This window comes from Streptomyces albiaxialis, from assembly GCF_039530985.1.
In the GTDB taxonomy this organism is placed as follows: Bacteria; Actinomycetota; Actinomycetes; order Streptomycetales; family Streptomycetaceae; genus Streptomyces; species Streptomyces albiaxialis.
The window spans coordinates 261,729-285,145 of sequence record NZ_BAAAPE010000028.1 but is presented as its reverse complement, the minus strand read 5'-3'; the positions used below and the strand labels follow the sequence as shown (position 1 = coordinate 285,145).

The window sequence follows — 23,417 nt, the reverse complement described above, 5'->3', positions numbered from 1 at the left end:
TCGTCACATTCCTCGTCGCGGGGCGGCGCCCGGGGCGCCGCCTCCCGTGCCGTCGGCGGCCAGCCCGGAAAGGAACGGGTTGGTGGCGCGCTCGCGGCCGATGGTCGTCTGGTGCTGGTGTCCGGGCAGGACCACGGTCTCGTCCGCCAGCGGCAGGCATACGCGCGCCAGCGAGCGGAGGATCTCGGCGTGGTCACCGCCGGGCAGGTCGGTGCGTCCGATGGAGCCGGCGAACAGCAGGTCGCCCGAGAACAACACCGGCGGTACGTCGGCCTGTTCGGGCATCCTGAAGGTCACCGACCCCCTGGTATGGCCCGGCGCGTGCGCGACGGTCAGCTCCAGCCCGGCCAGCTCCAGCTTCGCTCCGTCCGACAGCTCCTCGACGTCGTCCGGCTCGCCCACGGTCAGCTCGCCCATCAGCGGCTGGCCGATGCGCATCCCCAGGGCCTTCTCGGGGTCGCTCATCATGAACCGGTCGTCGGGGTGGATCCAGGCGGGCACGTCGTGCGCGCCGCAGACCGGGACGACGGAGGCGACATGGTCGATATGGCCGTGCGTGAGGAGCACCGCGACCGGCTTCAGCCGGTGCTTGGCGATGACCTCCTCGACACCCTCGGCGGCCTGGTGGCCCGGGTCGATGATCACGCACTCCTCGCCGGCGGCGGGGGCGACCAGATAACAGTTGGTCCCCCAGGCCCCGGCGGGGAACCCGGCAACGAGCACGATCGTCCTTCAGTCGTCCGACAACGGGGAACGGCGTTTCCGCCGATCAGGCTGGTCACAGCCTACCGGCGCCGGTACGCACGGGGCGAACCCGTATCCGGGGCGTATACGGTACGTGGCCAGCACGCACCCCCCACTGCACCCGCAGCCCCCGAAGGCTCGAAGGAGACGAGACCGTGGTCAGCAGTGAGCAGCGGAGAAAGCAGCTCGCACGGGAGAAGTTCGAGCGCCAGGAGCGCCGCCGGGCCGCCGCGCGGCGCAAGGCCCGCGTCCGCAACGGCGCCATCGCGCTCGGACTGGTGCTCGTGCTCGCGGCCGGCGCGGCCTATGCCGCCACCGGCGGACTCGGCGGGGACGACGGCGACACGGCGGACGCCGCGCGGTCGCCGGAGCCGAGCCAGGCGCCCGACCCCTGCGACAAGCCCGCCAAGGGCGAGCCGAACGGCAAGCAGTGGAAGAAGGAGCCCGCGATGAAGGTCGACAAGTCGGCCTCGTACGCGATGAGCCTCGACACCACCTGCGGCACCATCGGCATCGAGATGGACGCGGGGAAGGCCCCGCACACGGTCAACTCGTTCCGCTTCCTCGCGGGGCAGAAGTTCTTCGACCACACCCCCTGCCACCGGCTCGTCGACGCCGACATCCACGTCCTCCAGTGCGGCGACCCCCAGGGCACGGGGCAGGGCGGTCCGGGCTACACGATCCCGGACGAGAACCTGAAGGACCCGCGGCTCAAGGGCAAGAAGTACCCGGCGGGCACGGTGGCGATGGCCAACCAGTACGACGCGAAGACCGGCAAGGGCCGCGACACCGGCGGCAGCCAGTTCTTCCTCGTCTTCGAGGACAGCAAGCTGCCGCCCGACTACACCCCGTTCGGCCGGATCACGCAGGGTATGGACGTGCTCAAGAAGATCGCGAAAGCCGGGTCCTCGCCCGACCCCCAGACGGGCAACACCCCGCCCAACGCGACCGTGGTGATCGACCGGGCGCGGGTCCGCGAGTCCTGACCCCGCGTACAGCGGGAACGACACCGCGCACACGGGGAATTTCCGGCGCGCGGATTGCGGACAGCGCGGGCGCCGGTCGCCTATGTTGGCGTTGTGTAGGGTGCCTGCGCCGACGGCCGGACCTTTCTGTCGGCCGGACGAAAACTGTGGACGATGCCGGGGGGCGCGGGAGCCCCTGTCCAGGCGTCATGTGGAGGAGGCGCTGTGAGCAGCGACCCGTGGGGCCGCGTCGATGAGACGGGGACTGTGTACGTGCGTACGGCCGACGGCGAGAAGGTCGTCGGCTCGTGGCAGGCGGGCTCGCCGGAGGAAGCCCTCGCCTACTTCAAGCGCAAGTACGACGGTCTGGTCGTGGAGATCGGCCTCCTTGAGCGCAGGGTGAAGACCACCGACCTGTCGGCGAAGGACGCGACGACCGCCGTCGAGCACCTGCGGGAGCAGGTGGACGCGCACCACGCGGTCGGCGACCTCGACGCGCTCCGCGCCCGGCTCGACAAGCTGATGGAGGCCGTCGAGGAGCGCCGCGAGGAGCGCAAGGCGCGCAAGGCACAGCAGAACGAGGAGGCCAGGGGCGCCAAGGAGGAGCTGGTCGCCGAGGCCGAGGAGCTGGCGCAGAGCGAGCAGTGGCGCGCGGCGGGCGAACGGCTGCGGGCCCTCGTCGACACCTGGAAGGGCCTGCCCCGGCTCGACCGGAAGACCGACGACGAGCTGTGGCACCGCTTCTCCCACGCGCGCTCCGCGTTCTCCAAGCGCCGCAAGGCCCACTTCGCGCAGCTCGACGCGCAGCGCGAGGAGGCCCGCCAGCGCAAGGAGAAGCTGGTCGCCGAGGCCGAGGCGCTCTCCGGCTCGCAGGACTGGGGGCCGACCGCCGCCAAGTACCGCGAGCTGATGCAGGAGTGGAAGGCCGCGGGCCGCGCCCAGCGGGAGTACGAGGACGATCTGTGGAGCCGCTTCCGGGGCGCGCAGGACGTCTTCTTCCAGGCCCGCAGCGAGGTCTTCGCCGAGCGCGACAGCGAGCAGCGGGAGAACCTGACGCAGAAGGAGGAGCTGGCGGCCGAGGCCGAGAAGCTCCTGCCGATCACCGATCTGAAGGCGGCCCGCGCCGGGTTCCGGGCGCTCAACGAGCGCTGGGACGCGATCGGTCACGTCCCGCGTGAGGCCCGCCCGAAGATCGAGGGCCGGATGCACGCGGTGGAGCGGGCGATCCAGGAGGCCGAGGAGGCCGAGTGGCGCCGCACCAACCCGGAGGCGCGGGCCCGTGCCGCGGGCCTGACCGGCCAGCTCCAGGACGCGGTCGACAAGCTCCGCGGCCAGATCGAGAAGGCCCGTGCGGCGGGCAACACCGCGAAGGCCGAGAAGCTGGAGCAGGAACTGGCGGGCCGCCAGATGCTCCTGGACCAGGCCCTCAAGGGCCTGGAGGAGTTCGGCGGCTGACCGCTTCCGTTCCGCGCGTACGACAGGGGCTCCGGTACGGACGTACCGGAGCCCCTCTCGTACGCGCTGTGTGCCGTCCTACTGCCTGCGCGCCGACGTCACCCGATAGACGTCATAGACACCCTCCACGCCGCGTACGGCCTTCAGGACGTGGCCGAGGTGCTTCGGGTCGCCCATTTCGAAGGTGAAGCGGGAGGTGGCCACGCGGTCGCGGGAGGTCTGGACGGCGGCCGAGAGGATGTTCACGTGCTGGTCCGACAGGACCCGCGTGACATCCGACAGGAGGCGGGAGCGGTCCAGGGCCTCGACCTGGATGGCGACGAGGAAGACCGAGGACTGGGTCGGCGCCCACTCGACCTCCAGGATCCGCTCGGGCTCGCGGGAGAGCGAGTCGACGTTGACGCAGTCGGCGCGGTGAACCGAGACGCCGTTGCCGCGAGTGACGAAGCCGATGATGGGGTCGCCCGGCACCGGGGTGCAGCAGCGGGCGAGCTTGACCCACACGTCGTCGACGCCCTTGACGACCACGCCCGGGTCGGCCGTCGAGCGCCGCTTGGTGCGGGTCGGCATCGGGGGCGCGGTCTCGGCGATGTCCTCCTTCGCCTCGTCCTCGCCGCCGAGGGCCTGGACGAGCTTCTGGCAGACGCTCTGCGCGGACACGTGGCCCTCGCCGATCGCGGCGTAGAGCGCGGAGATGTCCGGGTAGCGCATCTCGTGGGCGAGGGTGACGAGCGAGTCGCCGGTGAGGATGCGCTGGATCGGCAGGTTCTGCTTGCGCATCGCCCGCGCTATGGCGTCCTTGCCCTGCTCGATGGCCTCGTCGCGGCGCTCCTTGGTGAACCAGGCGCGGATCTTGTTGCGCGCACGGGGCGACTTGACGAAGCCCAGCCAGTCGCGGGACGGGCCAGCGCCGGAGGCCTTGGAGGTGAAGACCTCGACCGTGTCGCCGTTGTCGAGCGTCGATTCGAGCGGCACCAGACGGCCGTTGACGCGGGCGCCGATGGTGCGGTGGCCGACCTCCGTATGCACGGCGTACGCGAAGTCGACGGGCGTGGCTCCGGCCGGGAGCGCTATGACGTCGCCCTTCGGCGTGAACACGAACGTCTCGTTGCGCGAGAGGTCGAAGCGGAGGGACTCCAGGAACTCGCCGGGGTCCTCGGTCTCCTTCTGCCAGTCGAGCAACTGCCGCAGCCAGGACATGTCGTTGACATGGTCCTTGTCCTTGCCGCCCTTGGGCACGTCCGTGCGCACCTTGGAGGCGCCGGCGACGGCCTGCTGCTTGTACTTCCAGTGCGCCGCGATGCCGTACTCGGCGCGGCGGTGCATGTCGAACGTGCGGATCTGCAGCTCCACGGGCTTGCCGCCGGGCCCTATGACCGTCGTGTGCAGCGACTGGTACATGTTGAACTTGGGCATCGCGATGTAGTCCTTGAAGCGCCCCGGAACCGGGTTCCAGCGCGCGTGGACCGTGCCCAGCGCCGCGTAGCAGTCGCGGACGGTGTCGACCAGGACGCGGATGCCCACCAGGTCGTAGATCTCCGCGAAGTCGCGGCCGCGGACGATCATCTTCTGGTAGACGCTGTAGTAGTGCTTCGGGCGTCCCGTGACGGTGGCCTTGATACGGGCCGCGCGCAGGTCGGCCTGGACCTCGTCGGTGACGACCGCGAGGTACTCGTCGCGCTTGGGGGCCCGTTCGGCCACGAGGCGCACGATCTCGTCGTACATCTTGGGGTAGAGGATGGCGAACGCCAGGTCCTCCAGCTCCCACTTGATGGTGTTCATGCCCAGCCGGTGGGCGAGCGGGGCGAAGATCTCCAGCGTCTCGCGGGCCTTCTGCTCCTGCTTGCTGCGCTTGAGATAGCGCATCGTGCGCATGTTGTGCAGCCGGTCGGCGAGCTTGATGACCAGCACGCGGGGGTCCTTGGCCATCGCCACGACCATCTTGCGCACGGTCTCGGCCTGCGCGGCCTCGCCGAACTTGACCTTGTCGAGCTTGGTGACGCCGTCGACGAGCAGCGCGACCTGGTCGCCGAAGTCGCGGCGCAGCGTGTCGAGTCCGTACTCGGTGTCCTCGACGGTGTCGTGCAGCAGGCCCGCCATCAGCGTGGCCGGGTCCATGCCCAGTTCGGCGAGGATGGTGGTGACGGCGAGGGGATGCGTGATGTACGGGTCGCCGCTCTTGCGCTTCTGGCCGCGGTGCCAGCGCTCGGCGACCTGGTAGGCCCGCTCGATCTGGCGGAGGGTGGAGGACTCGATCTTCGGATCGTTGCCCCGCACGATGCGCAGCAGGGGCTCCAGGACGGGGTTGAACGGGCTGGAGCGCTGGACGCCGAGGCGGGCGAGCCTCGCCCGTACGCGGTTGGAGGACCCGGAGCGGCCCGAGACGCCGGAGACGGCACGAGCCGGAGCCACGCGGTCACGCGAGACGGCTCCGGCGGACGGCGCTGCCTGGGCGGAGGCCGCCGTGGCGCCATCGGCCGTGCCCGTGCCCGTGCCGGAGGCCGTGGGCTCGGCGGTGCGGGACTCCGCGGCGCGGGGCTCGCGCGAGCCGTCGCGGTTCTTCTCGTGCAGGCCGCCGGCCACCGCGGCACCGGTCCCGTTCTTCTCGGTCTCCTGGCGCTGTGCGGCGGTGAGCTGCTGGGCCTCGTCTGGCAAGAGCACTCCTCGATCGACCCCAGGTCGGACTGCCATGGTAGCCACCATGGCCGGGGCGCCTCCTGTCCACGGACGCGCGGCCGGACGCGCGGCCGGGCGGCGCCGGGCACGGCGGAGGCGGCCGCCCCTCACCAGGTGAACGTATCGGGTGGCCGCCTTATGCCGCTGCGGTTGTGGTCAGACCGTGACCAGCGACTCCATCGGGGCGCCGTCCAGCGCGCTCTCCAGCCGCTTCCTGCCGCCGAGGAATCCCAGCTCCAGCAGCATCGCGACGCCCGCGATCTCGGCGCCCGCGCGGCGGATGAGCCGCAGCGAGGCCTCGGCCGTGCCGCCGGTGGCCAGCACGTCGTCTATCACCAGGACACGGTCGGATCCGGTGAGGTCCTCGGCGTGGACCTCGATCTCGGCGCTGCCGTACTCCAGGTCGTAGGCCTGGCTGAGGGTGGCGCCGGGGAGCTTGCCCGCCTTGCGTACGGGCACGAAGCCGACCCCCGCCCGTACGGCCGCGGGGGCGGCGAGGATGAAGCCCCGCGCCTCCAGGCCGACGACCTTGGTCGCCCCGTAGGCGGCGCAGATGTCGGCGAGCACGTCGGTGAGGGCCGAGAACGCCTCGGGATCGGCGAGCAGCGGCGTGATGTCCTTGAACATGACACCCGGCTTCGGATAGTCGGGCACGTCATGGATCCGGCTGGCCAGCATTTCCCGGACCCCGTCGGGCACGGCGACGGCGGCGGCGCTCCTGTCAGTCATGACGGTCAGTCTCTCACCTGTGCGGAGAGCGACGGGACCGCGGTGCCGCGCCCGGGACGGGCACCGCTTGTCACCTTCCGTCACAGGAAGTACAGGCGGTTGAGCGGCACCTCCTCGGCGGGCTCGGAGGTGACCGGCTCGCCGTCGAGCGTCACCCGGCCGGTCTCCGGGGCGACGCGGACCTCGGCGGTGCGGTCGTTGAGGACCATGTCGGCGGGACCGAGGCCGCGGGTGCCGCGCACGCCGGAGCGGCGGCGCCGGGTCGTCATGGAGTCGTTGCCGTCCTCGGCCGCCGCCCGGCTCACGAACGCGACGGACAGGTCGGCGGCCGTCGGCCCGTGCGCGCCCATCTGGGGGCCGAGGACGAGGGGCTGCGCGGTCTCCACGGAGGCGTTGGGGTCGCCCGTGACGCCGTACGCGGGGAAGCCCGACTTCAGGACGAGTTCCGGCTTGGCCCCGAAGCGGTCGGGGCGCCACAGCACGATGTCCGCCATCTTGCCGGGCTCCAGCGAGCCGACCTCGTGGGCGAGGCCGTGGGCCAGGGCCGGATTGAGGGTGAGCTTGGCGACGTACCGCAGCGCGCGGTCGTTGTCGTGGCGCGGGTCCACGGCGCCGAACTGGGCCTTCATCCGGCCCGCCATGGCGAACGTCCTGCGGACCGTCTCCCCCGCCCTGCCCATGCCCTGCGCGTCGGACGAGGTGATGGGGATGACCCCGAGGTCGTGCAGGACGCCCTCGGCGCCCATCGTGCCCTCGCGGATACGGTCGTGGGCCATCGCCGAGTCGCCGGGGCGGTCGGGGTCGAGATGGTGGACCGCCATGATCATGTTGAGGTGTTCGGCCGCGGCGTCCCGGCCGAAGGGCAGGGTCGGGTTCGTCGAGGAGCCGATGATGTTGGCCTCGCCGGCGAGGCGCAGCACGTTCGGCACGTGACCGCCGCCGCAGCCCTCGATGTGGAAGGCGTGGATGGTGCGGCCCTCCAGCGCCGCGAGGGTGTCCTCGACGGAGAGGCACTCGTTCAGCCCGTCCGTGTGCAGGGCGACCTGGACGTCGTGCTCCTCGGCGACGCGCAGCGCGGTGTCGAGGGCGCGGGTGTGCGCGCCCAGGTCCTCGTGGACCTTGAAGCCGCTGGCCCCGCCCTCCACGAGCGCCTCGGTGAGCGGTCCCGCGTCGGACGACGAACCGCGCGCCAGGAAGCCGATGTTGACGGGCCAGGCGTCGAACGCGTTGAACGCGTGCCGCAGCGCCCAGGGCGAGTTGACGCCCACGCCCCACACGGGCCCGAACTCCTGGCCGATGATCGTCGTCACGCCGGAGGCGAGCGAGGCCTCCATGACGCGCGGCGACAGCACATGGACATGGGTGTCGACGGCTCCGGCCGTGGCGATCAGCCCCTCGCCGGGGACGATCGCGGTGCCGGTGCCGACCACGACGTCCACCCCGTCGAGGGTGTCCGGGTTCCCGGCGCGCCCGACGGCGGCGATACGGCCCTCGCGGATGCCGATCGAGACCTTGCGGACGCCGAGGACGGCGTCGAGGACGAGGACGTTGCTGATGACGACGTCGCACGTCTCGCGTACGGGCGCGGCCCGCAGGTGCATGCCGTCGCGCGCGGTCTTGCCGAAGCCGACGAGGAACTCCTCGCCGGGCCGCGAGGCGTCGTGCTCGACCTCGACGACGAGCCCGGTGTCGCCGAGGCGCACCCGGTCCCCGGCGCGCGGCCCGTAGGCGGCGGCGTAGCGGTGGGGGTCGAGAGTCATGCCGGGGCCTCCCCTTCGGTTTCTTCGGCTTCTTCGGTGGTGTCCAGGTAGCCGCAGGCGCGCGCCCGTTCGAGGGCCTGCTCGCGGGCGCCGGGGGCGTCCAGCGGGCCGTCGACCAGCCCGGCGAAGCCGATGACGACCCGCTCCCCGCCGAACGGCACGAGCGGGACCGTACGGGTCTGGCCCGGGTCGAAGCGGAGCGCGGAGCCCGCGGGGAGGTCGGCCCGGAAGCCGTACGCCGCGGCGCGGTCGAAGCGGAGGCGGGGGTTGACCTCGAAGAAGTGGAAGTGCGAGGTGACGCTGACGGGGACGGTCGCGGTGTTGGTCACGGTCACGGTGACCGTCCCGCCCGGCCCGTCGGCGGGCGCGTCCGGGACCGGCCCCGGCAGCACCGCGCCCGGTGCCTCGTCGCCCCGGTGGCCGCCGCCGACGGGGTCGGTGACGACGACGAGCCGGGTGCCGTCGTCGAAGACGGCCTCGACCTCGACGGCGGTGACGACGTCGGCGACGCCCGGCAGCACGTCGTCGGGGCCGAGGACCGCGCGCCCGGCCTCCAGCGCCTCGGTGAGCCGGGCCCCGTCGCGGGCGCGCTCGCAGACGGTGTCGGCGATGAGGGCGGTGGCCTCGGGGACGTTCAGGCGCAGGCCCCGTCCCCGGCGGGCGCGGGCGAGTTCGGCGGTGGTGAACAGGAGCAGCCGGTCGTGCTCGCTCGGTGTCAGTCGCACGGCGCCCCCATGGGCTGCTGCTGGGTGATGCAGTGGATGCCGCCGCCCGCCGCGAAGACGGGACGGGCGTCGACGGTGACGACCCGCCGCCCCGGGTACGCCTCGGCGAGCAGCGCGCGGGCCCGCGCGTCGCCCGGGTCGTCGAAACCGCAGGCGATCACGCCGTCGTTGACGACGAGGTGGTTGATGTAGCTGTAGTCCACCCAGCCCTCGGCGTCGCGCAGCACCTCCGGCGCGGGCACCTCGGTGATCTCCCACTCCTGGCCCTTGGCGTCGGTGGAGGCGCGCAGGACGTCGAGGAGTTCGCGGGTGACGGCGTGGTCGGGGTGCGCGGGATCGTTCTGCACGTGGACGAGGAGGCGGCCCGGCGCCGGGACGGTGGCCAGCAGGTCCACATGGCCGCGGGTGCCGAGCCGCTGGGCGTCCCTGGTCAGCCCGCGCGGCAGCCAGACGACGTGCTCGGCGCCGATCGTACGGGCGAGTTCGGCCTCCACGGCGGCCTTGTCGAGGCCTGGGTTGCGGTACGGGTCGAGCTGCACGGTCTCCGTCACGAGGACGGTGCCGAGCCCGTCGACGTGGATGCCGCCGCCCTCGTTCACGAGCGGGGAGGGCACGGGCACGGCGCCCGCGAGGCCGCCCACGGTGGCACCGATCCGGGCGTCGCGCTCCCAACTGGCCCACTCCTGCTGCCCCCAGCCGTTGAACACCCAGTCGACGGCGCCGAGCCGGCCGCGCTCGTCGAGGACGAACGTCGGGCCGATGTCGCGCATCCAGGCGTCGTCCAGCGGCGCCTCGGCCAGCTCGACGGCGCCGTGCAGCAGGTGCCGGGCCCGGTCGGCGTCGGCGGGGTCGACCAGCATGGTGACCGGCGCGAACTCCGCGACGGCGAGCGCGACCTGTGACCAGGCCCGGCGCGCCTCGTCGCCGTACGTGGTGCCGGGGGGAAACGCCATCCAGACGCGCTCCTGCGGCGCGGTCTCCGGGGGCATCCGCCAGTTCATGAGAGGTCCTTCCGTGGTGCGGGTGGTGCGGGTGGTACAGGCAGTGCGGGTAGTGCGGGTGGTGCGGGCGAGGTCAGGCCGGGCGCGCGAGGGTGCGCCGCGCGGTCAGCGCGTAGACCGCCGACGCGACCCCGATACCGACGGGCAGGGCGAGGTCCACGCCGTGCAGGGCGTGGGCCACGGGTCCGGTGTAGAGCGTGTTCACGCACAGCGCGGCGCTCGTCGTGCCCGCGGTGAGCGCGAGTGCGCCCGCCAGGTTGACGCCGCCGGTGAACCAGAAGGCGCTGCCCCGCGACTCGTCGGTCAGCGCGGGGCCGTCGTAGCGGTTGCGGCGCAGCAGGATGTCCGTCGCGTAGATCGCCATGCTGGGGCCGAGGAGGACGACGGTGAGCTGGAGGACGTCGTTGACCGTGTCCAGGAAGTTGGAGACGAGCAGCGCGTAGAGCGTCAGGGAGACGGCCGCGGCACCGTCGAGCAGGACGCTGAGGGAGCGCCGGACACGGAGGCCGACGGCCTGGAGGGCGAGCCCGGCGCTGTAGGCGGTCAGCGCGTTGATGGCGATCGTGCCGAGGACCAGGGCGAGCAGGAAGACGGGCGTGAACCAGCCGGGCAGGATCTTCTCCAGCGCCGTCTGGGGGTCGGTCATGTCGACCACGGTGGCCGCGAGCGCGCCGAGGGAGCAGACGGCGACGCTGGGCAGGAAGGCGCCGGAGGCCGTCCAGGCGACGACCGCGGCGGGCGACGTCGTACGGGGCAGGTAGCGGGAGAAGTCCGCGCTGGTGGTGTACGAGAGCGGACCCGCGGCGATGAGGGTGACCCCGCCGAGGAGCGCGGCCCACAGTCCCGTGCCGGTCAGCGGCTCGGCGGGGGCGTAGGAGAGGTCGGCGCTGCGGACCACGCTGTACGCGACGACGGCGAAGGCGGCGGTCAGGGCCAGGGTGATCGGAAGGTAGAGCTTCATGATCAGGCCGTGGCCGTAGACGCCGATGGTGAGGGTGAGGGCGGCGATGACCAGGACGACCACGATCTTCACGCCGGTGGTGGCCGGGATCCCGCACCGCTCGACGAGGGCGAACGCGGCGGTCGCGGCGGCGGCGAGGTTCAGCGCGAAGTAGCAGACGGAGATCATCCAGCCGACGACGGCGTTGTTGACGCGATTGCCGCGGACGCCGTAGATCGCCCTGGTGATCACCTCGCTGGGGGCGCCCGCGGCGGGGCCCGAGACCGCCAGCAGGCCGGTGAGCAGCCAGAACAGATTGCCGACCACGATCACCGCGAGGGCCTGCGCGAGGCTGAGGCCCATGAGGACGAGCGCGCCGCCGACGACGAGGCTCAGATAGTTGACGTTCGCCGCGGCCCAGACGGCGAACAGCTCGCGGGGCCTGCCGTGGCGTTCGTCCTCGGGGATGTGGTCGATGCCGTGGGCCTCGACGCGGCCCGCGCGGTCCGAGGGCGGCGTCGCCGCCTGCGCGCCGGAGGCGGCCGGTATGTCGGGGTGCGGGTCGGGAATCGTGGAAGCCATGGACCCCTCCGGGTGCCGGTCGTAACCCACCTGCTTGCTTATTGGTCGGTCACTCAATAGCATCCGCCGTATGTCGTCAAGCGTTCCGCGCAAGCGAATTCGAAAGTCTGCCGCCGATAGACGTGCGGAAATCGTTGAATCCGCCGCAGAAGTCGCTCTATCCGAAGGTCTGGAGTGCATCACTCTCCGGCGGATCGCGGAGGCGCTCGACGTACGTCCCGGCTTGATCAGCCACTATTTCCCGGCCGTCGAGGATCTCGTCGCCGAGGCGTTCGGCAGCGCCGTCAGCGCCGAGCTGGACGGCCTCCTCCCCGAGGACCGCCCCGGGGGGACCCCCAGGCTCCACCTCGCGCGTTTCTTCTCCCACGCGATGGGCGAGGCGTACGACGACATCAGCCGCCTGTGGATCAACGCCCGCCATCTCAGCCGCTACCGCCCCGTGCTGCGCGAGCGCGTGGCCGAGCAGGAGCGCGCCTGGCGCGAGCGCCTCTCGGGGCTTCTGCGCGAAGGCGTCGGGCGCGACGAATTCCGTACCGACGACCCGTATCTGACGGCCATTCGGATCCTGGTCGTCATCGACGGCCTCGCCGCCCACGCCAACACCAGCACCCTCAGCCACCCGCCCGAGGTGACGCGCATGGCCGTCGCGACGGCCGAACGCGAACTCGGCCTGCCCGAGGGCACCCTGAGCCGCCCCGCCGAAGAAGCCGCCGTTTCCGAAGAAGCCCCTGCCTCCGACGACAGCCTCGCCCCCGAAGACGCCTCCGTCCCCGACGACATCCCCGCCCAGTGACCCCCGCGCGTCCGTGAACCGAACCGCCCCCTAGGAGCCGCCGTGCGCCCCCGTCTCGTCCTGCTCTCCGCCCGCCTCCTCGACCCCGTCACCGGACAGGCCCTCCCGGAGACCGCCCTCGCCGCGTCCGGAGGGCGCATCACCGCGCTGGGCGACGACCGCGAGATCCGCGCCCTCGCCGACGCCTCGACGACCGTGATCGACCTGAAGGGCGCCGTGGTCATCCCCGGCCTCGTCGACGGCCACCTCCACCCCGTCTCCGGCGCCGAACTCACCCAGGGCCTCGACCTGTCGGGCTGCGCCGACCTCGACGCCGTGCGTACGGCCCTCGCCCGCGAGGCCCGTACGCTCGCGCCGGGCGCGTGGCTGCGGGGCTGGGGCCTGGACCCGAACGTCTTCGGCGACCGGCCCGTCGAGGCCGCCGCCCTCTCCCCCGTGCTGGACGGAATCCCCGCCTTCCTCCAGCTCTTCGACGCCCACTCGGCGCTGGCCAGCGCCCGCGCCCTGGAGCTGGCGGGGGTGGACGGGCCCCGCACGTTCGCGCAGGCCGCCGAGGTCGTCTGCGACGAGACCGGGCGCCCCACCGGGCTCCTCCTGGAGGAGGGCGCCTGCGAACTCGTCGAGCGCGCCGCCCCGCAGCCCACCCGCGACGAGCACCGCGCCCTGCTCGCCGCCGCGCTGCGCCGGATGGCCGCGAGCGGCCTGACCGGCGGCCACGCCATGGACGCGAACGGCGAGAGCCTCGCGCTCCTCTCCGCGCTCGACGAAGACGGCGAGCTGCCGCTGCGGCTGCGCGTCGCGCCCTGGTGCCGGCCCGGCACCGACGCCGAGGGGCTGCGCGCCCTCGTCGCCCAGCAGGGCACGGGCGGCGCTCTCTGGCACGTCGCGGGCGTCAAGCTCTTCATGGACGGCACCATCGACAACGGCACCGCCTGGCTCGAACGCCCCGACTGCCACGGCGAGTCCACCCACGCCTTCTGGCCCGACCCCGAGGCGTACACCGCCGTCATCGGCGAGCTGCACCGCGCCGGGGTGCCCACCGCGACCCACGCCATCGGCGACGCGGCCGTACGGCACGCGCTCGACGCCGTCGGGAAGGCCCGCGCGAGCGGCACGGCCGGGGATCGCGCGGCGGTCCGGCACCGGATCGAGCACATCGAGACCGTCCCCGACGACGCCCTCCCCCGCTTCGCCGAGCTGGGCGTCGTCGCCTCCATGCAGCCCACCCACTGCTGCGACTTCACCCGCGCCGACCACACCGACAACTGGTCCCGCCGCCTCGGCGAGGAGCGCGCCTCGCGCGCCTGGCGCTGCCGCGACCTGTGGGACGCGGGCGCCACCGTCGTCCTCGGCTCCGACTGGCCGATCGCGCCCTTCCCGCCGCTCACCGTGATGGCCGGTGCCCGGCACCGCCGCCCGAGCCGCGACCTCGCGCAGCCGCCGCACGGGCCCGGGCAGGCGCTCACCGCGGCCGAGGCGCTCCGCGCGATGACGGTCGCCCCCGCGTACGCGGCGGGCGAGGAGCACGAGGCCGGGCGCCTCGCCGTCGGCCACCGCGCCGACCTCACCGTCCTCGCCGACGACCCGCTCGCCGTCCCCGCGACCGACCTGGCCGGGCTGCCCGTACTGCTCACCGTCGTCGACGGCCGCCCCACGCACCGCGCCCCGTCCCTCTGACGCCGGGCGTAGGCGGCGGAAACGCACACGAAAACGCACACGGAAACGCGGCGGCGCCGGAACCCCTCCCGGGATTCCGGCGCCGCCGCGCTCTATCCGTCCGTCCGTGCCCACCCCAGGGCCACGGGGCCACGGGCTACCGGCTACCGGCGCCTGCCCGAGGGCCGGCCCTTGCCCCGGCCGCCGCGCTGCGGCGAGGGCCGCTCGCGGCGCTGGCCCGAGGCGGCCGACGCCGCGTGCGGCTCGGCGTCCCGCTGCCCGGTGACCCCGGCGGGCGGCGCGTCCTGCGGGCCGTCGTCCTCGTCGCCGTACACGTCGCGGCCCTCGCGCTCCTCCGCCTTGGCGCGCTTGGCGAGCACCCGCTTGCGGAGCGCCTTCATCTGCGGCTCGCGCTCCTTGAGGTCCGCGACGAGCGGCGTCGCGATGAAGATCGAGGAGTACGCACCGGCGGCGAGGCCGACGAACAGCGAGAGTGCGATGTCGTTCAGCATGCCGCCGCCGAGGAGGCCGCCGCCGATGAAGAGCAGACCGGCGACCGGGAGCAGCGCCACCACCGTGGTGTTGATGGAGCGGACCAGGGTGCCGTTGATGCTGCGGTTGGCGATCTCGCTGTACGTGAACTTGGTCTGCTTGGTGACGCCCTTGCTGCCCTCTCTCAGCCCGTCGAAGACGACGACCGTGTCGTACAGCGAATAGCCGAGAATGGTCAGCAGACCGATCACCGTGCCCGGTGTGACTTCGAAGCCCACCAGCGAGTACACACCGACGGTGATCGTGAGGTCGTGGATCAGGGCGACCAGGGCCGCCAGGGCCATGCGCCACTCGAAGGCGATGGCCAGATAGATCACGACGAGGACCATGAAGATGCCCAGGCCCTGCCAGGCCTTGTTGGCGATCTGCTCGCCCCAGCTCGGGCCGACCAACTGGGCGTCGATGTCCTCGGAGTTGACCTTCAGCTCCTCGGCGAGCTTCTCCTTGACCTCGGTCGAGGTGTCGGTCTCCACGCCCGCGATCTGGACGCGCATACCGCCGCTGCCGAGCTCCTGGACGATCGCCTGGTGGCCGGAGATCTGCTCGGCCGCCTCGGTGGTGTGCTCCACGGAGGCGCTCGTCTTGGGCGTGGTGAAGACAGCGCCGCCCTCGAACTCGATGCCCATGTTGAGCCCGCGGACGACGACTCCGACGATGGCGGTGATGGTGATCAGGACCGAGAGGCCGTACCAGAACTTGCGGTGACCGACGAAGTCGTAGCCGACCTCACCGCGGTAGAGCCGGGCGCCGAGATTGCCGAGACGGGACATCTCACGCCTCCTTCGTGTCGGTGCTGACGGCGGACTGGCGGCGGCCACGCCGCAGGGGCGGTTTCGCGCCGAGCCGCTTCGGGTCGAGCCCGGACCAGGAGTGCCCCTCGGAGAAGAACGGCTTGCGCGCCAGGAGCGTCATGATCGGCTTGGTGAAGAAGAAGACCACGACGACGTCCAGCGCGGTGGTCAGACCCAGCGTGAACGCGAAGCCCTGGACCTTGCCGACGGTGACGATGAAGAGGACCGCGGCGGCGAGGAAGGACACGAAGTCCGAGACGAGGATGGTGCGCCGGGCGCGCGGCCAGGCACGCTCCACGGCGGGCCGCAGCGTACGCCCCTCACGCACCTCGTCTCTGATGCGTTCGAAGTAGACGATGAAGGAGTCCGCGGTGATACCGATCGCGACGATCGCGCCGCAGACTGCCGGTAGGTTGAGCGCGAAGCCGATGGCCGGTCCCAGCAACGTCATGATCGTGTACGTGAGGATCGCGGAGACCAGGAGGCTGAGGATCGCGATGAGCGACAGGCCCCGGTAGTAGGCGACGAGGTAGATGATCACGAGCGCCAGGCCGATCGCGCCCGCGATCAGGCCCGCCTGGAGCTGGTCGCTGCCGAGCGCGGCGGTGACGGTCGTGACGTCCGACTCCTCGAAGGAGAGCGGGAGCGCGCCGAAGGAGAGGATGTTGGCCAGGTCCTCGGCGGACTCCTGGGTGAAGCTGCCGGAGATCTCCGCGTTGCTGGTCAGCCGCTCGCGGACGCTGGGGGCCGACTGGACCTCGCCGTCGAGGGCGATGGCGAACTGGTTCTGCGGCTGCTGCTTCTGCGCGAGCTTGCCGGTGATGTCGCCGAACTGGTCCGAGCCCTTGTCGTCGAACGACATCTGGACGATCCACTGGCCGCGCTGCTGGTCGAGAACGGCCTTGGCCTTGCTGACGTTCTTGCCCGCGACGGCGACCGGGCCCAGTGCGTACTTGACCTTCTCCTGCGCGTCGCAGGCGACGATCGGGTCCTCGGGCTTGGCCGCCGCGGCCTTCTCGCTCGCCTTGGCCTTGGCCTCCTTGGTGGAGCAGTCCAGCGTCTGGAGCTTCTTGTCCAGACCCCGGGGCAGCGACGGCTGCTGGGGCTGCTGCGGCGGAAGCGAGGGCTGCTGGCTCTCCTTCGGGCTCTTGGTCTCGGTGGCCTTCGGGCTCGGCTCGTTCTTCGCCTTGAGCCCGTCGGTGACCGCGCGGCCCTGAGGCTGGTCGGTGCCCTTGCTCGGGGTCGCCTTCGGGCTCTGGTCCTTCTCGCCGTCCTTCTGGTCGTCCTGCTTCTTCTCCGGGCCGGTGGACTCGGAGGGCTGCGGCTTCTCCGGCTGCTTCGGCGCCACCTGGGCGTAGGTCAGGACGGGGCGGAAGCCCAGCTCCGCGGTGGTGCCCACCTGCTCGCGGGCCTGCTTGGAGTTCGTGCCCTTGGGGATGTTGACGATGATGTGCTTGTCACCCTGGGTCTGGACCTCGGCCTCCTGCACACCCAGACCGTTCACACGCCGCTCGATGATGCTGACGGCGGTTTCCATGTTGGTCTGGTTGATCGCATTGGGCTTGCCGGGCTGGTTCTTGGCCTCGAGCGTGATGCTCGTGCCGCCCGCGAGGTCGATGCCCAGCCGGGGCGCTTTGTGGCCGGAGAGGAACATTCCCCCGACCAGCCCGGCCATGACCAGCAGGATCAACCCGAGGGAGCGCCATGGCTTCCCCTGGGCGCCCGGGGTCCTGCGGCCCCTCTTCGGTGCTGCCACCTTCTCGTCTCTCCCTGTCCAACCGCCCCTGCCGCCCCCGGAGTTCGTTCGGCCGGGCGACCGCGCGGCGCGCAAAGTGGTGTGCGGACGTCCTCCGCCGCCGGACCCGGTCTCGGTCCGGCGGCGCCGACCTTACTTGGAGCCGGAGTCTCCGTCGCGCTTGGTGTCGCTGGAGTCCGTGTCGGCCTTCGCGGTCTTGGCGTCCTCGGCGGCGTCCGCTTCACCCTCGGAGTCGTCGTCGGCGTCCTTCTTGCCGAGTTCGATCTTCTCGTCGGCGGGCGTGTCGTCCTCGTCGCGGGTCAGCGCGGAGGCGTCGTCGGGCACATCGACGTCGAGGGACTCGCTCTCCCCCGCGTTGACGATCCGGTCGAACTCGTCGTCCGGGAGGACGGCGCCGATGGCGTTCTTGGCGAAGAGCGCGTGCACGCCCGGTTCGAGTTCGAGGAGAACCGCGTCGTCGCGGATCTCCTTGACGACGGCATACATGCCCCCGATCGTCCGGACGCCGGTGCCGGGCTGCATCGAGTCACGCATCTCGGCAGCCTGGCGCTGCTTCTTCTTGGCAGAACGCGTCATCAGGAACATGGCCCCGATGAGAACGATGAACGGGAGCAGAGCAATAGGGTCCACGGCGGAAGATATTCCTTAGCACGGCCGCGTCTCAGCGGCCTGGGTATTCGGGGTGGGCATGCCGCCCTCAAGGGGCGGCGTCGGCGGAGTCTAAGTCAGGGCTCGCCGATGGAACAACGTCAAGCATGGCACTCGGGTTCCTGGCCCGGCGAGTCTCCGCGCCGTCACGCTCCGAACAGTCCCTGTTGCCCCGATCCGCCCGGGGGTGACGGCGGATTCTGCTGGGGTGGGGTCAGTCCCAGGTGTGCCCATGCGGCGGGGGTCGCGATCCGGCCACGCGGGGTGCGCGCGAGCAGGCCCTCCCGTACGAGGAAGGGCTCGGCGACCTCCTCGACGGTCTCACGCTCCTCCCCCACCGCGACGGCCAGGGTCGAGAGGCCGACGGGGCCGCCGCCGAAGAGCTTGAGCAGCGAGCCGAGGACGGCGCGGTCGAGCCGGTCGAGGCCGCGCTCGTCCACCTCGTACACCTCCAGGGCGCGGTGCGCGATCTCGCGGGTGATCACGCCGTCGGCCTTGACCTGGGCGTAGTCCCGCACGCGGCGCAGCAGCCGGTTGGCGATACGGGGCGTCCCGCGCGAGCGCCCGGCGATCTCGACGGCACCCTCCGCGTCCGTACGCACGTCGAGCAGGCCCGCGGAGCGGTGGACGACCTGCTCCAGCTCCGCCGGCTCGTAGAACTCCATGTGCGCGGTGAAGCCGAAGCGGTCGCGCAGCGGGGGCGGCAGCAGACCGGCGCGGGTGGTGGCGCCGACCAGGGTGAACGGGGGCAGTTCGAGCGGGATCGCGGTGGCGCCCGGGCCCTTGCCGACGATGACGTCGACGCGGAAGTCCTCCATCGCCATGTAGAGCATCTCCTCGGCGGGGCGCGACATCCGGTGGATCTCGTCGAGGAAGAGGACCTCGCCCTCCTGGAGGGAGGAGAGGATCGCCGCGAGGTCGCCCGCGTGCTGGATGGCGGGGCCGCTGGTGATGCGGATGGGGGCGCCCATCTCGGCCGCGATGATCATCGAGAGCGTGGTCTTGCCGAGGCCGGGCGCGCCCGAGAGCAGCACGTGGTCGGCGGTGCCGCCGCGCGCGCGGGCGGCCCGCAGCACGAGGTCGAGCTGCTCGCGGACCTTGGGCTGGCCGATGAACTCGCCCAGTTCCTTGGGGCGCAGCGCGGCCTCGACGGCCTGGTCCTCGCTGTCGGCGTCGGCGGCGACGAGGCGCTCGTCCCAGTTGGCGGGCGCGCCGCCCGGGGGTGTCTCGCTCATTCCCGCCTCACCTGGTCCTGTTCAGCGTCTGGAGCGCGGCCTTGAGCAGAGCGCCGACCTGCGGGTCGGCCATCTCCTCGGCCTGCGGCGCGACCGCCGAGACGGCCTCGTCGGCCTCCCGGGTGGCGTACCCCAACCCGACGAGCGCCGCGTGGAGTTGCTCGCGCCAGCCGGCGGCCGCCGGGGTGCCGATGCCCTGCGCGCGGGCGTGCGCGCCGGTGCCCAGGGGCTCGCCCAGCCGGTCCTTCAGTTCCAGCAGCAGCTTCTGCGCGCCCTTCTTGCCGATGCCGGGGACGGCGGTGAGGGCCTTCTCGTCGCCGCTGGAGACCGCGTACCGCAGCGCGTCGGGGCTGTGCACGGCGAGCATGGCCTGGGCGAGGCGCGGGCCGACGCCGCTGGCGGTCTGGAGCAGTTCGAAGGTCTGCCGCTCGTCGTCGTCCGCGAAGCCGTAGAGCGTCAGCGAGTCCTCGCGGACGACCAGGGAGGTGGCGAGCTTGGCGGGCTGTCCGACGCGCAGCTCGGCGAGGGTGCCGGGCGTGCACTGCACGGCCATCCCGACCCCGCCCACCTCGATCACGGCGCTGTCGGGGGCGAGGGCCGCCACGGGGCCCGAGACGAAGGCGATCATCGACGCGTACCTTTCAGCCGCTGCGCGGCCGTCGCTTGCGGGGCCTGCCGGCCCGTCCGGGCCTGCTGGGCCCGGTGGGCCTGCTGGAGACGGTTCTGAGCGGGGGCCCGCCAGATGTGGCAGATGGCGAGCGCGAGGGCGTCGGCCGCGTCGGCCGGCTTCGGGGGCGCGTCCAGCCGGAGGAGCCGGGTGACCATGGCCCCGACCTGCGCCTTCTCCGCGCGTCCCGTGCCGGTCACGGCGGCCTTGACCTCGCTGGGGGTGTGCAGCGCGACGGGCAGGCCGCGGCGCGCGGCGCAGAGCATCGCGACGGCGCTGGCCTGGGCCGTGCCCATCACCGTCCGTACGTTGTGCTGGCTGAAGACCCGCTCGACGGCGACGGCCTCGGGGCGGTGGGCGTCCAGCCACTCCTCGACGCCGCGCTCGATGAGAACCAGCCGGTCGTGGGTCTCGGCCTCCGCCGGTGTGCGCACGACGCCCACGCCGATCATCGTGAGCGGGCGCCCCGCGACGCCGTCGACCACGCCGACCCCGCAACGGGTCAGCCCCGGGTCGATCCCCAGCACGCGCAACGCCGTTCTCCCTCCCCTGCCGCTTCACCTGTTCCCGCAGGTTATCGGGCGGCACCGACAATGCGACGGCCCGGCGGAACGCGTGTCCGCCGGGCCGTCGCCCCGATCCGCGCGAGGCACCCGCCTCAGGCGTCGACCTTCGCCATGACCTCGTCGGAGACGTCGAAGTTCGCGTAGACGTTCTGGACGTCGTCGCTGTCCTCCAGCGCGTCGATCAGCTTGAAGATCTTCCGCGCGCCCTCCTCGTCCAGCTCGACCTGGACGGTCGGCAGGAAGCTGGAGTCCGCCGAGTCGTAGTCGATCCCGGCGTCCACGAGCGCGGTGCGGACCGCGACGAGGTCGGTGGCCTCGCTGACGACCTCGAAGGACTCGCCCAGGTCGTTGACCTCCTCGGCGCCCGCGTCGAGCACGGCACCGAGGACGTCGTCCTCGCTCAGGCCGCTCTTCGGGACGATGACGACGCCCTTGCGGTTGAAGAGGTACGAGACGGAGCCCGGGTCGGCCATCGAGCCGCCGTTGCGGGTCATGCCCACGCGCACGTCGGACGCGGCGCGGTTGCGGTTGTCGGTCAGGCACTCGATGAGCACCGCGACACCGTTGGGCCCGTAGCCCTCGTACATGATCGTCTCGTAGTCCGCGCCACCGGCCTCAAGACCGGCGCCGCGCTTGACCGCGCTGTCGATGTTCTTGTTGGGGACCGACTGCTTCTTCGCCTTCTGGATGGCGTCGTACAGCGTCGGGTTGCCGTCCGGGTCGGCGCCGCCCGTACGTGCCGCGACCTCGATGTTCTTGATCAGCTTCGCGAAGAGCTTGCCGCGCTTGGCATCGATCACGGCCTTCTTGTGCTTGGTGGTAGCCCACTTAGAGTGGCCGGACACAGCCTCGCTCCTTCAAAGTCACCAACAGAATCAACGCGGAGATCCTACAGTCAGCGACTCAGCGTGCTGACCGCACCATCTCCGTGAACAGTCCGTGCACCCGGTGGTCGCCCGTGAGCTCCGGGTGGAAGGACGTCGCGAGCAGGTTCCCCTGCCGCACGGCGACGGCATGCCCGTCGTACGAGGCCAGTGTCGTCGTCTCCGCGCCGGTGGACTCCACCCAGGGGGCGCGGATGAAGACGCCCTCGACGGGGCCGCCGTCCACACCCTCCATGATGAGGGATGCCTCGAAGGACTCGTTCTGCCGCCCGAAGGCGTTACGGCGGACGATCATGTCGATGCCGCCGATCGTCTCCTGGCCGGAGCGCGGGTCCAGGATCTTGTCGGCCAGCATGATCATTCCGGCGCACGAGCCGTAGGCGGGCATGCCCGCCCGTATCCGCTCGCGCAGCGGCTCCATCAGGCCGAACGCGACCGCGAGCTTGGAGATCGTGGTGGACTCCCCGCCGGGGATGACGAGGCCGTCGACCGCCTCCAGCTCCTCGGCGCGGCGTACGGAGACGGCCCGGGCCCCCGCGGCCTCCAGGGCCGCGAGGTGCTCCCGGGTGTCGCCCTGGAGGGCGAGGACGCCGACGGCGGGCGCGGCGGTGGTGCGCGGGGTCACCCGTCACCAGCCCCTGTTCGCGTAGCGCTCGCCCTCGGGGAGCGTGTCGCAGTTGATGCCGACCATGGCCTCGCCGAGGCCGCGCGAGACGTCGGCGATGACCTTCGGGTCGTCGTAGAAGGTGGTGGCCTTCACGATCGCCGCCGCGCGCTTGGCCGGGTCGCCGGACTTGAAGATGCCGGAGCCGACGAAGACGCCCTCGGCGCCGAGCTGGCGCATCAGCGCCGCGTCGGCCGGGGTCGCGACGCCGCCCGCGGAGAAGAGGACCACGGGGAGCTTGCCGGCCTCGGCGACCTCCTTGACCAGCTCGTACGGGGCGCGCAGCTCCTTGGCCGCGGCGTACAGCTCGTTGTTGTCGAGGACGGTCAGCTTGCCGATCTCGTTCTTGATCTGGCGCATGTGGCGGACGGCCTCGACCACGTTGCCCGTGCCGGCCTCGCCCTTGGAACGGATCATCGCGGCGCCCTCGGCGATCCGGCGCAGGGCCTCGCCCAGGTTGGTCGCGCCGCACACGAACGGGGTCGTGAAGGCGAACTTGTCGCTGTGGTTGACCTCGTCGGCGGGGGTGAGGACCTCGGACTCGTCGATGTAGTCGACGCCGAGCGCCTGGAGGATCTGCGCCTCGACGACGTGGCCGATACGGGACTTGGCCATGACCGGGATCGAGACGGCCTCGATGATGCCGTCGATCATGTCCGGGTCGGACATCCGGGCCACGCCGCCGTCCTTGCGGATGTCGGCGGGGACGCGCTCCAGGGCCATGACGGCGACGGCGCCCGCGTCCTCGGCGATCTTCGCCTCCTCCGGCGTGACGACGTCCATGATCACGCCGCCCTTGAGCTGCTCGGCCATGCCGCGCTTGACGCGCGCGGTGCCGGTCTCGGGGGTCGGAGCAGCGGCGGTGCCTGTGGCGGTGGACGGAGAAGACACGGTTTGACCTCGCTCGACGGGATCTCGACAGGGTGAAGGGGACGGGACCCTCCGGGTCCGTCACCGTCACCGTCGCCGATGGGGCGAGGCCGGGAAAAGGGCCAATCGATGTGCTGTGGCTCCTTGGGGCACCACCGGCGGCCCCGCCCCGCCGCTACTGGCCCCGGTCCGCGAGCACCGGCGGCGGCTCGTCGTCCATCTCGAACGCCTGCGGCGAGGGCGCGTGCCCCGCGAGCCGGAACCAGCGCACCGTGCGGTGCCGCCGCAGCGCCCGCGCCGCGCGCACCGAGTCGTTGTGGAACCGCCGGGCCATCGGCACACGCCGCACCGCCGCGCCCAGCTCGCGCGCCGTCTCGTCGCCCCCGGGCGCCGCGCGTACGGCCTCGACCTGCGCGCTGTCCGCGAAGACCGCCCGCAGCGCCTGGCTCAGCTCGCTCTCGGCGACCTCCCGCTGGTCCTCCTCGGCCTGCCGGGCGTCGTGCGCCGCCTGGTAGAGCACGATCGACGCGGCGGGGTCCAGTACGCCCGCCGTCGCCAGCTCCTGCGCGATGGAGGCCCGGCGCAGGAGCTGCGCGTCGAGGGCCGCCTTCGCGGCGTCGATCCGCGCGTGCAGCCGGTCCAGGCGGCCCGCGGTCCAGCTCAGATAGACGCCGATCACCAGCAGGACGGCGGCGATCCAGATCAGTGTGGTGACGGTGGGCATCGTGGCTCTCGGGTCTCGTCGTCGGTCACGGGCC

At 72.1% G+C, this 23,417-nt stretch carries 21 protein-coding genes and 1 pseudogene; 5 read left to right on the top strand and 17 right to left on the bottom strand.

Annotation, left to right across the window (positions count from 1 at the left end):
- Nucleotides 1–3 precede the first annotated feature (3 nt).
- On the bottom strand, nt 4–723 hold the full coding sequence (locus ABD343_RS38590) for an MBL fold metallo-hydrolase (RefSeq protein ID WP_344535304.1): 720 nt from the start codon (nt 721–723) through the stop codon (nt 4–6).
- A gap of 176 nt (nt 724–899) precedes the next feature.
- Here ABD343_RS38590 and ABD343_RS38585 point away from each other — a divergent pair, with 176 nt between their 5' ends.
- Both ABD343_RS38585 and ABD343_RS38580 read left to right on the top strand, forming a co-directional pair.
- A complete protein-coding gene (locus tag ABD343_RS38585; RefSeq protein WP_344535302.1) occupies nt 900–1,730 on the top strand; it encodes a peptidylprolyl isomerase in 831 nt (276 codons plus the stop codon).
- A 204-nt stretch (nt 1,731–1,934) separates the two neighbouring features.
- Complete coding sequence (locus ABD343_RS38580; protein WP_344535301.1) at nt 1,935–3,164, top strand: DUF349 domain-containing protein; 1,230 nt, start codon at nt 1,935–1,937, stop codon at nt 3,162–3,164.
- 78 nt (nt 3,165–3,242) lie between these two features.
- On the opposite strand, the gene ABD343_RS38575 is transcribed toward ABD343_RS38580, so the two are convergent.
- The 6 genes from ABD343_RS38575 to ABD343_RS38550 form a co-directional block, all read right to left on the bottom strand.
- Nucleotides 3,243–5,819, bottom strand: coding sequence for a RelA/SpoT family protein (locus ABD343_RS38575; protein WP_344535299.1), 2,577 nt, complete (start codon nt 5,817–5,819; stop codon nt 3,243–3,245).
- A gap of 177 nt (nt 5,820–5,996) precedes the next feature.
- On the bottom strand, nt 5,997–6,569 hold the full coding sequence (locus tag ABD343_RS38570; protein WP_344535298.1) for an adenine phosphoribosyltransferase: 573 nt from the start codon (nt 6,567–6,569) through the stop codon (nt 5,997–5,999).
- Nucleotides 6,570–6,649: 80 nt separating this feature from the next.
- Nucleotides 6,650–8,329: an urease subunit alpha gene (locus tag ABD343_RS38565; protein WP_344535296.1), complete on the bottom strand. Its 1,680-nt coding sequence runs from the start codon at nt 8,327–8,329 to the stop codon at nt 6,650–6,652.
- Nucleotides 8,326–9,054 carry an urease subunit gamma gene (gene ureA, locus ABD343_RS38560; RefSeq protein WP_344535294.1) on the bottom strand — a complete coding sequence of 243 codons (729 nt, stop codon included), beginning with the start codon at nt 9,052–9,054 and terminating at the stop codon, nt 8,326–8,328. The genes ABD343_RS38565 and ureA overlap by 4 nt, the downstream gene beginning before the upstream one ends.
- Entirely contained in the window at nt 9,045–10,055 is a 1,011-nt protein-coding gene (locus ABD343_RS38555; RefSeq protein ID WP_344535292.1) for an agmatine deiminase family protein, read from the bottom strand. Before ABD343_RS38555 ends, ureA begins: the two co-directional genes overlap by 10 nt.
- A 73-nt stretch (nt 10,056–10,128) precedes the next feature.
- Nucleotides 10,129–11,577 carry a purine-cytosine permease family protein gene (locus tag ABD343_RS38550; protein WP_344535290.1) on the bottom strand — a complete coding sequence of 483 codons (1,449 nt, stop codon included), beginning with the start codon at nt 11,575–11,577 and terminating at the stop codon, nt 10,129–10,131.
- A gap of 70 nt (nt 11,578–11,647) precedes the next feature.
- Between ABD343_RS38550 and ABD343_RS41085 the strand changes: the two are divergent.
- The 3 genes and pseudogenes from ABD343_RS41085 to ABD343_RS38540 form a co-directional block, all read left to right on the top strand.
- Nucleotides 11,648–11,788: pseudogene (locus ABD343_RS41085) on the top strand (TetR family transcriptional regulator); the annotation flags it as partial.
- A 12-nt stretch (nt 11,789–11,800) separates the two neighbouring features.
- Nucleotides 11,801–12,370, top strand: a complete 570-nt coding sequence (locus ABD343_RS38545; protein WP_425578374.1) for a TetR/AcrR family transcriptional regulator — start codon at nt 11,801–11,803, stop codon at nt 12,368–12,370.
- Between the two features lie 42 nt (nt 12,371–12,412).
- Nucleotides 12,413–14,047 (top strand): amidohydrolase, encoded by a 1,635-nt coding sequence (locus ABD343_RS38540; protein WP_344535286.1) that lies wholly within the window; start codon nt 12,413–12,415, stop codon nt 14,045–14,047.
- Nucleotides 14,048–14,190: 143 nt separating this feature from the next.
- Here ABD343_RS38540 and secF read toward each other — a convergent pair whose 3' ends face one another.
- The 10 genes from secF to ABD343_RS38490 all read right to left on the bottom strand — a co-directional run bounded on the left by secF (nt 14,191) and on the right by ABD343_RS38490 (nt 23,383).
- Nucleotides 14,191–15,348 (bottom strand): protein translocase subunit SecF, encoded by a 1,158-nt coding sequence (secF, locus tag ABD343_RS38535; protein WP_344535284.1) that lies wholly within the window; start codon nt 15,346–15,348, stop codon nt 14,191–14,193.
- Nucleotide 15,349: 1 nt separating this feature from the next.
- Nucleotides 15,350–17,125, bottom strand: a complete 1,776-nt coding sequence (gene secD / locus ABD343_RS38530) for a protein translocase subunit SecD (RefSeq protein ID WP_344535282.1) — start codon at nt 17,123–17,125, stop codon at nt 15,350–15,352.
- 132 nt (nt 17,126–17,257) lie between these two features.
- Nucleotides 17,258–17,755 (bottom strand): preprotein translocase subunit YajC, encoded by a 498-nt coding sequence (gene yajC, locus ABD343_RS38525; protein ID WP_344535280.1) that lies wholly within the window; start codon nt 17,753–17,755, stop codon nt 17,258–17,260.
- 164 nt (nt 17,756–17,919) lie between these two features.
- Entirely contained in the window at nt 17,920–19,008 is a 1,089-nt protein-coding gene (gene ruvB, locus ABD343_RS38520) for a Holliday junction branch migration DNA helicase RuvB (protein WP_344535278.1), read from the bottom strand.
- 7 nt (nt 19,009–19,015) lie between these two features.
- The gene (gene ruvA, locus ABD343_RS38515) at nt 19,016–19,636 is read right to left on the bottom strand and encodes a Holliday junction branch migration protein RuvA (RefSeq protein WP_344535276.1); all 621 of its coding nucleotides are present in this window, start codon (nt 19,634–19,636) and stop codon (nt 19,016–19,018) included.
- The gene (ruvC, locus tag ABD343_RS38510) at nt 19,633–20,208 is read right to left on the bottom strand and encodes a crossover junction endodeoxyribonuclease RuvC (RefSeq protein WP_344535274.1); all 576 of its coding nucleotides are present in this window, start codon (nt 20,206–20,208) and stop codon (nt 19,633–19,635) included. Before ruvC ends, ruvA begins: the two co-directional genes overlap by 4 nt.
- A 125-nt stretch (nt 20,209–20,333) precedes the next feature.
- The gene (locus ABD343_RS38505) at nt 20,334–21,086 is read right to left on the bottom strand and encodes a YebC/PmpR family DNA-binding transcriptional regulator (protein WP_344535272.1); all 753 of its coding nucleotides are present in this window, start codon (nt 21,084–21,086) and stop codon (nt 20,334–20,336) included.
- 58 nt (nt 21,087–21,144) lie between these two features.
- Nucleotides 21,145–21,750 carry a pyridoxal 5'-phosphate synthase glutaminase subunit PdxT gene (pdxT, locus tag ABD343_RS38500; protein ID WP_344535270.1) on the bottom strand — a complete coding sequence of 202 codons (606 nt, stop codon included), beginning with the start codon at nt 21,748–21,750 and terminating at the stop codon, nt 21,145–21,147.
- A 3-nt stretch (nt 21,751–21,753) separates the two neighbouring features.
- On the bottom strand, nt 21,754–22,602 hold the full coding sequence (gene pdxS, locus ABD343_RS38495; RefSeq protein ID WP_425578373.1) for a pyridoxal 5'-phosphate synthase lyase subunit PdxS: 849 nt from the start codon (nt 22,600–22,602) through the stop codon (nt 21,754–21,756).
- 232 nt (nt 22,603–22,834) lie between these two features.
- On the bottom strand, nt 22,835–23,383 hold the full coding sequence (locus tag ABD343_RS38490) for a hypothetical protein (RefSeq protein WP_344535266.1): 549 nt from the start codon (nt 23,381–23,383) through the stop codon (nt 22,835–22,837).
- Nucleotides 23,384–23,417: the final 34 nt, after the last annotated feature.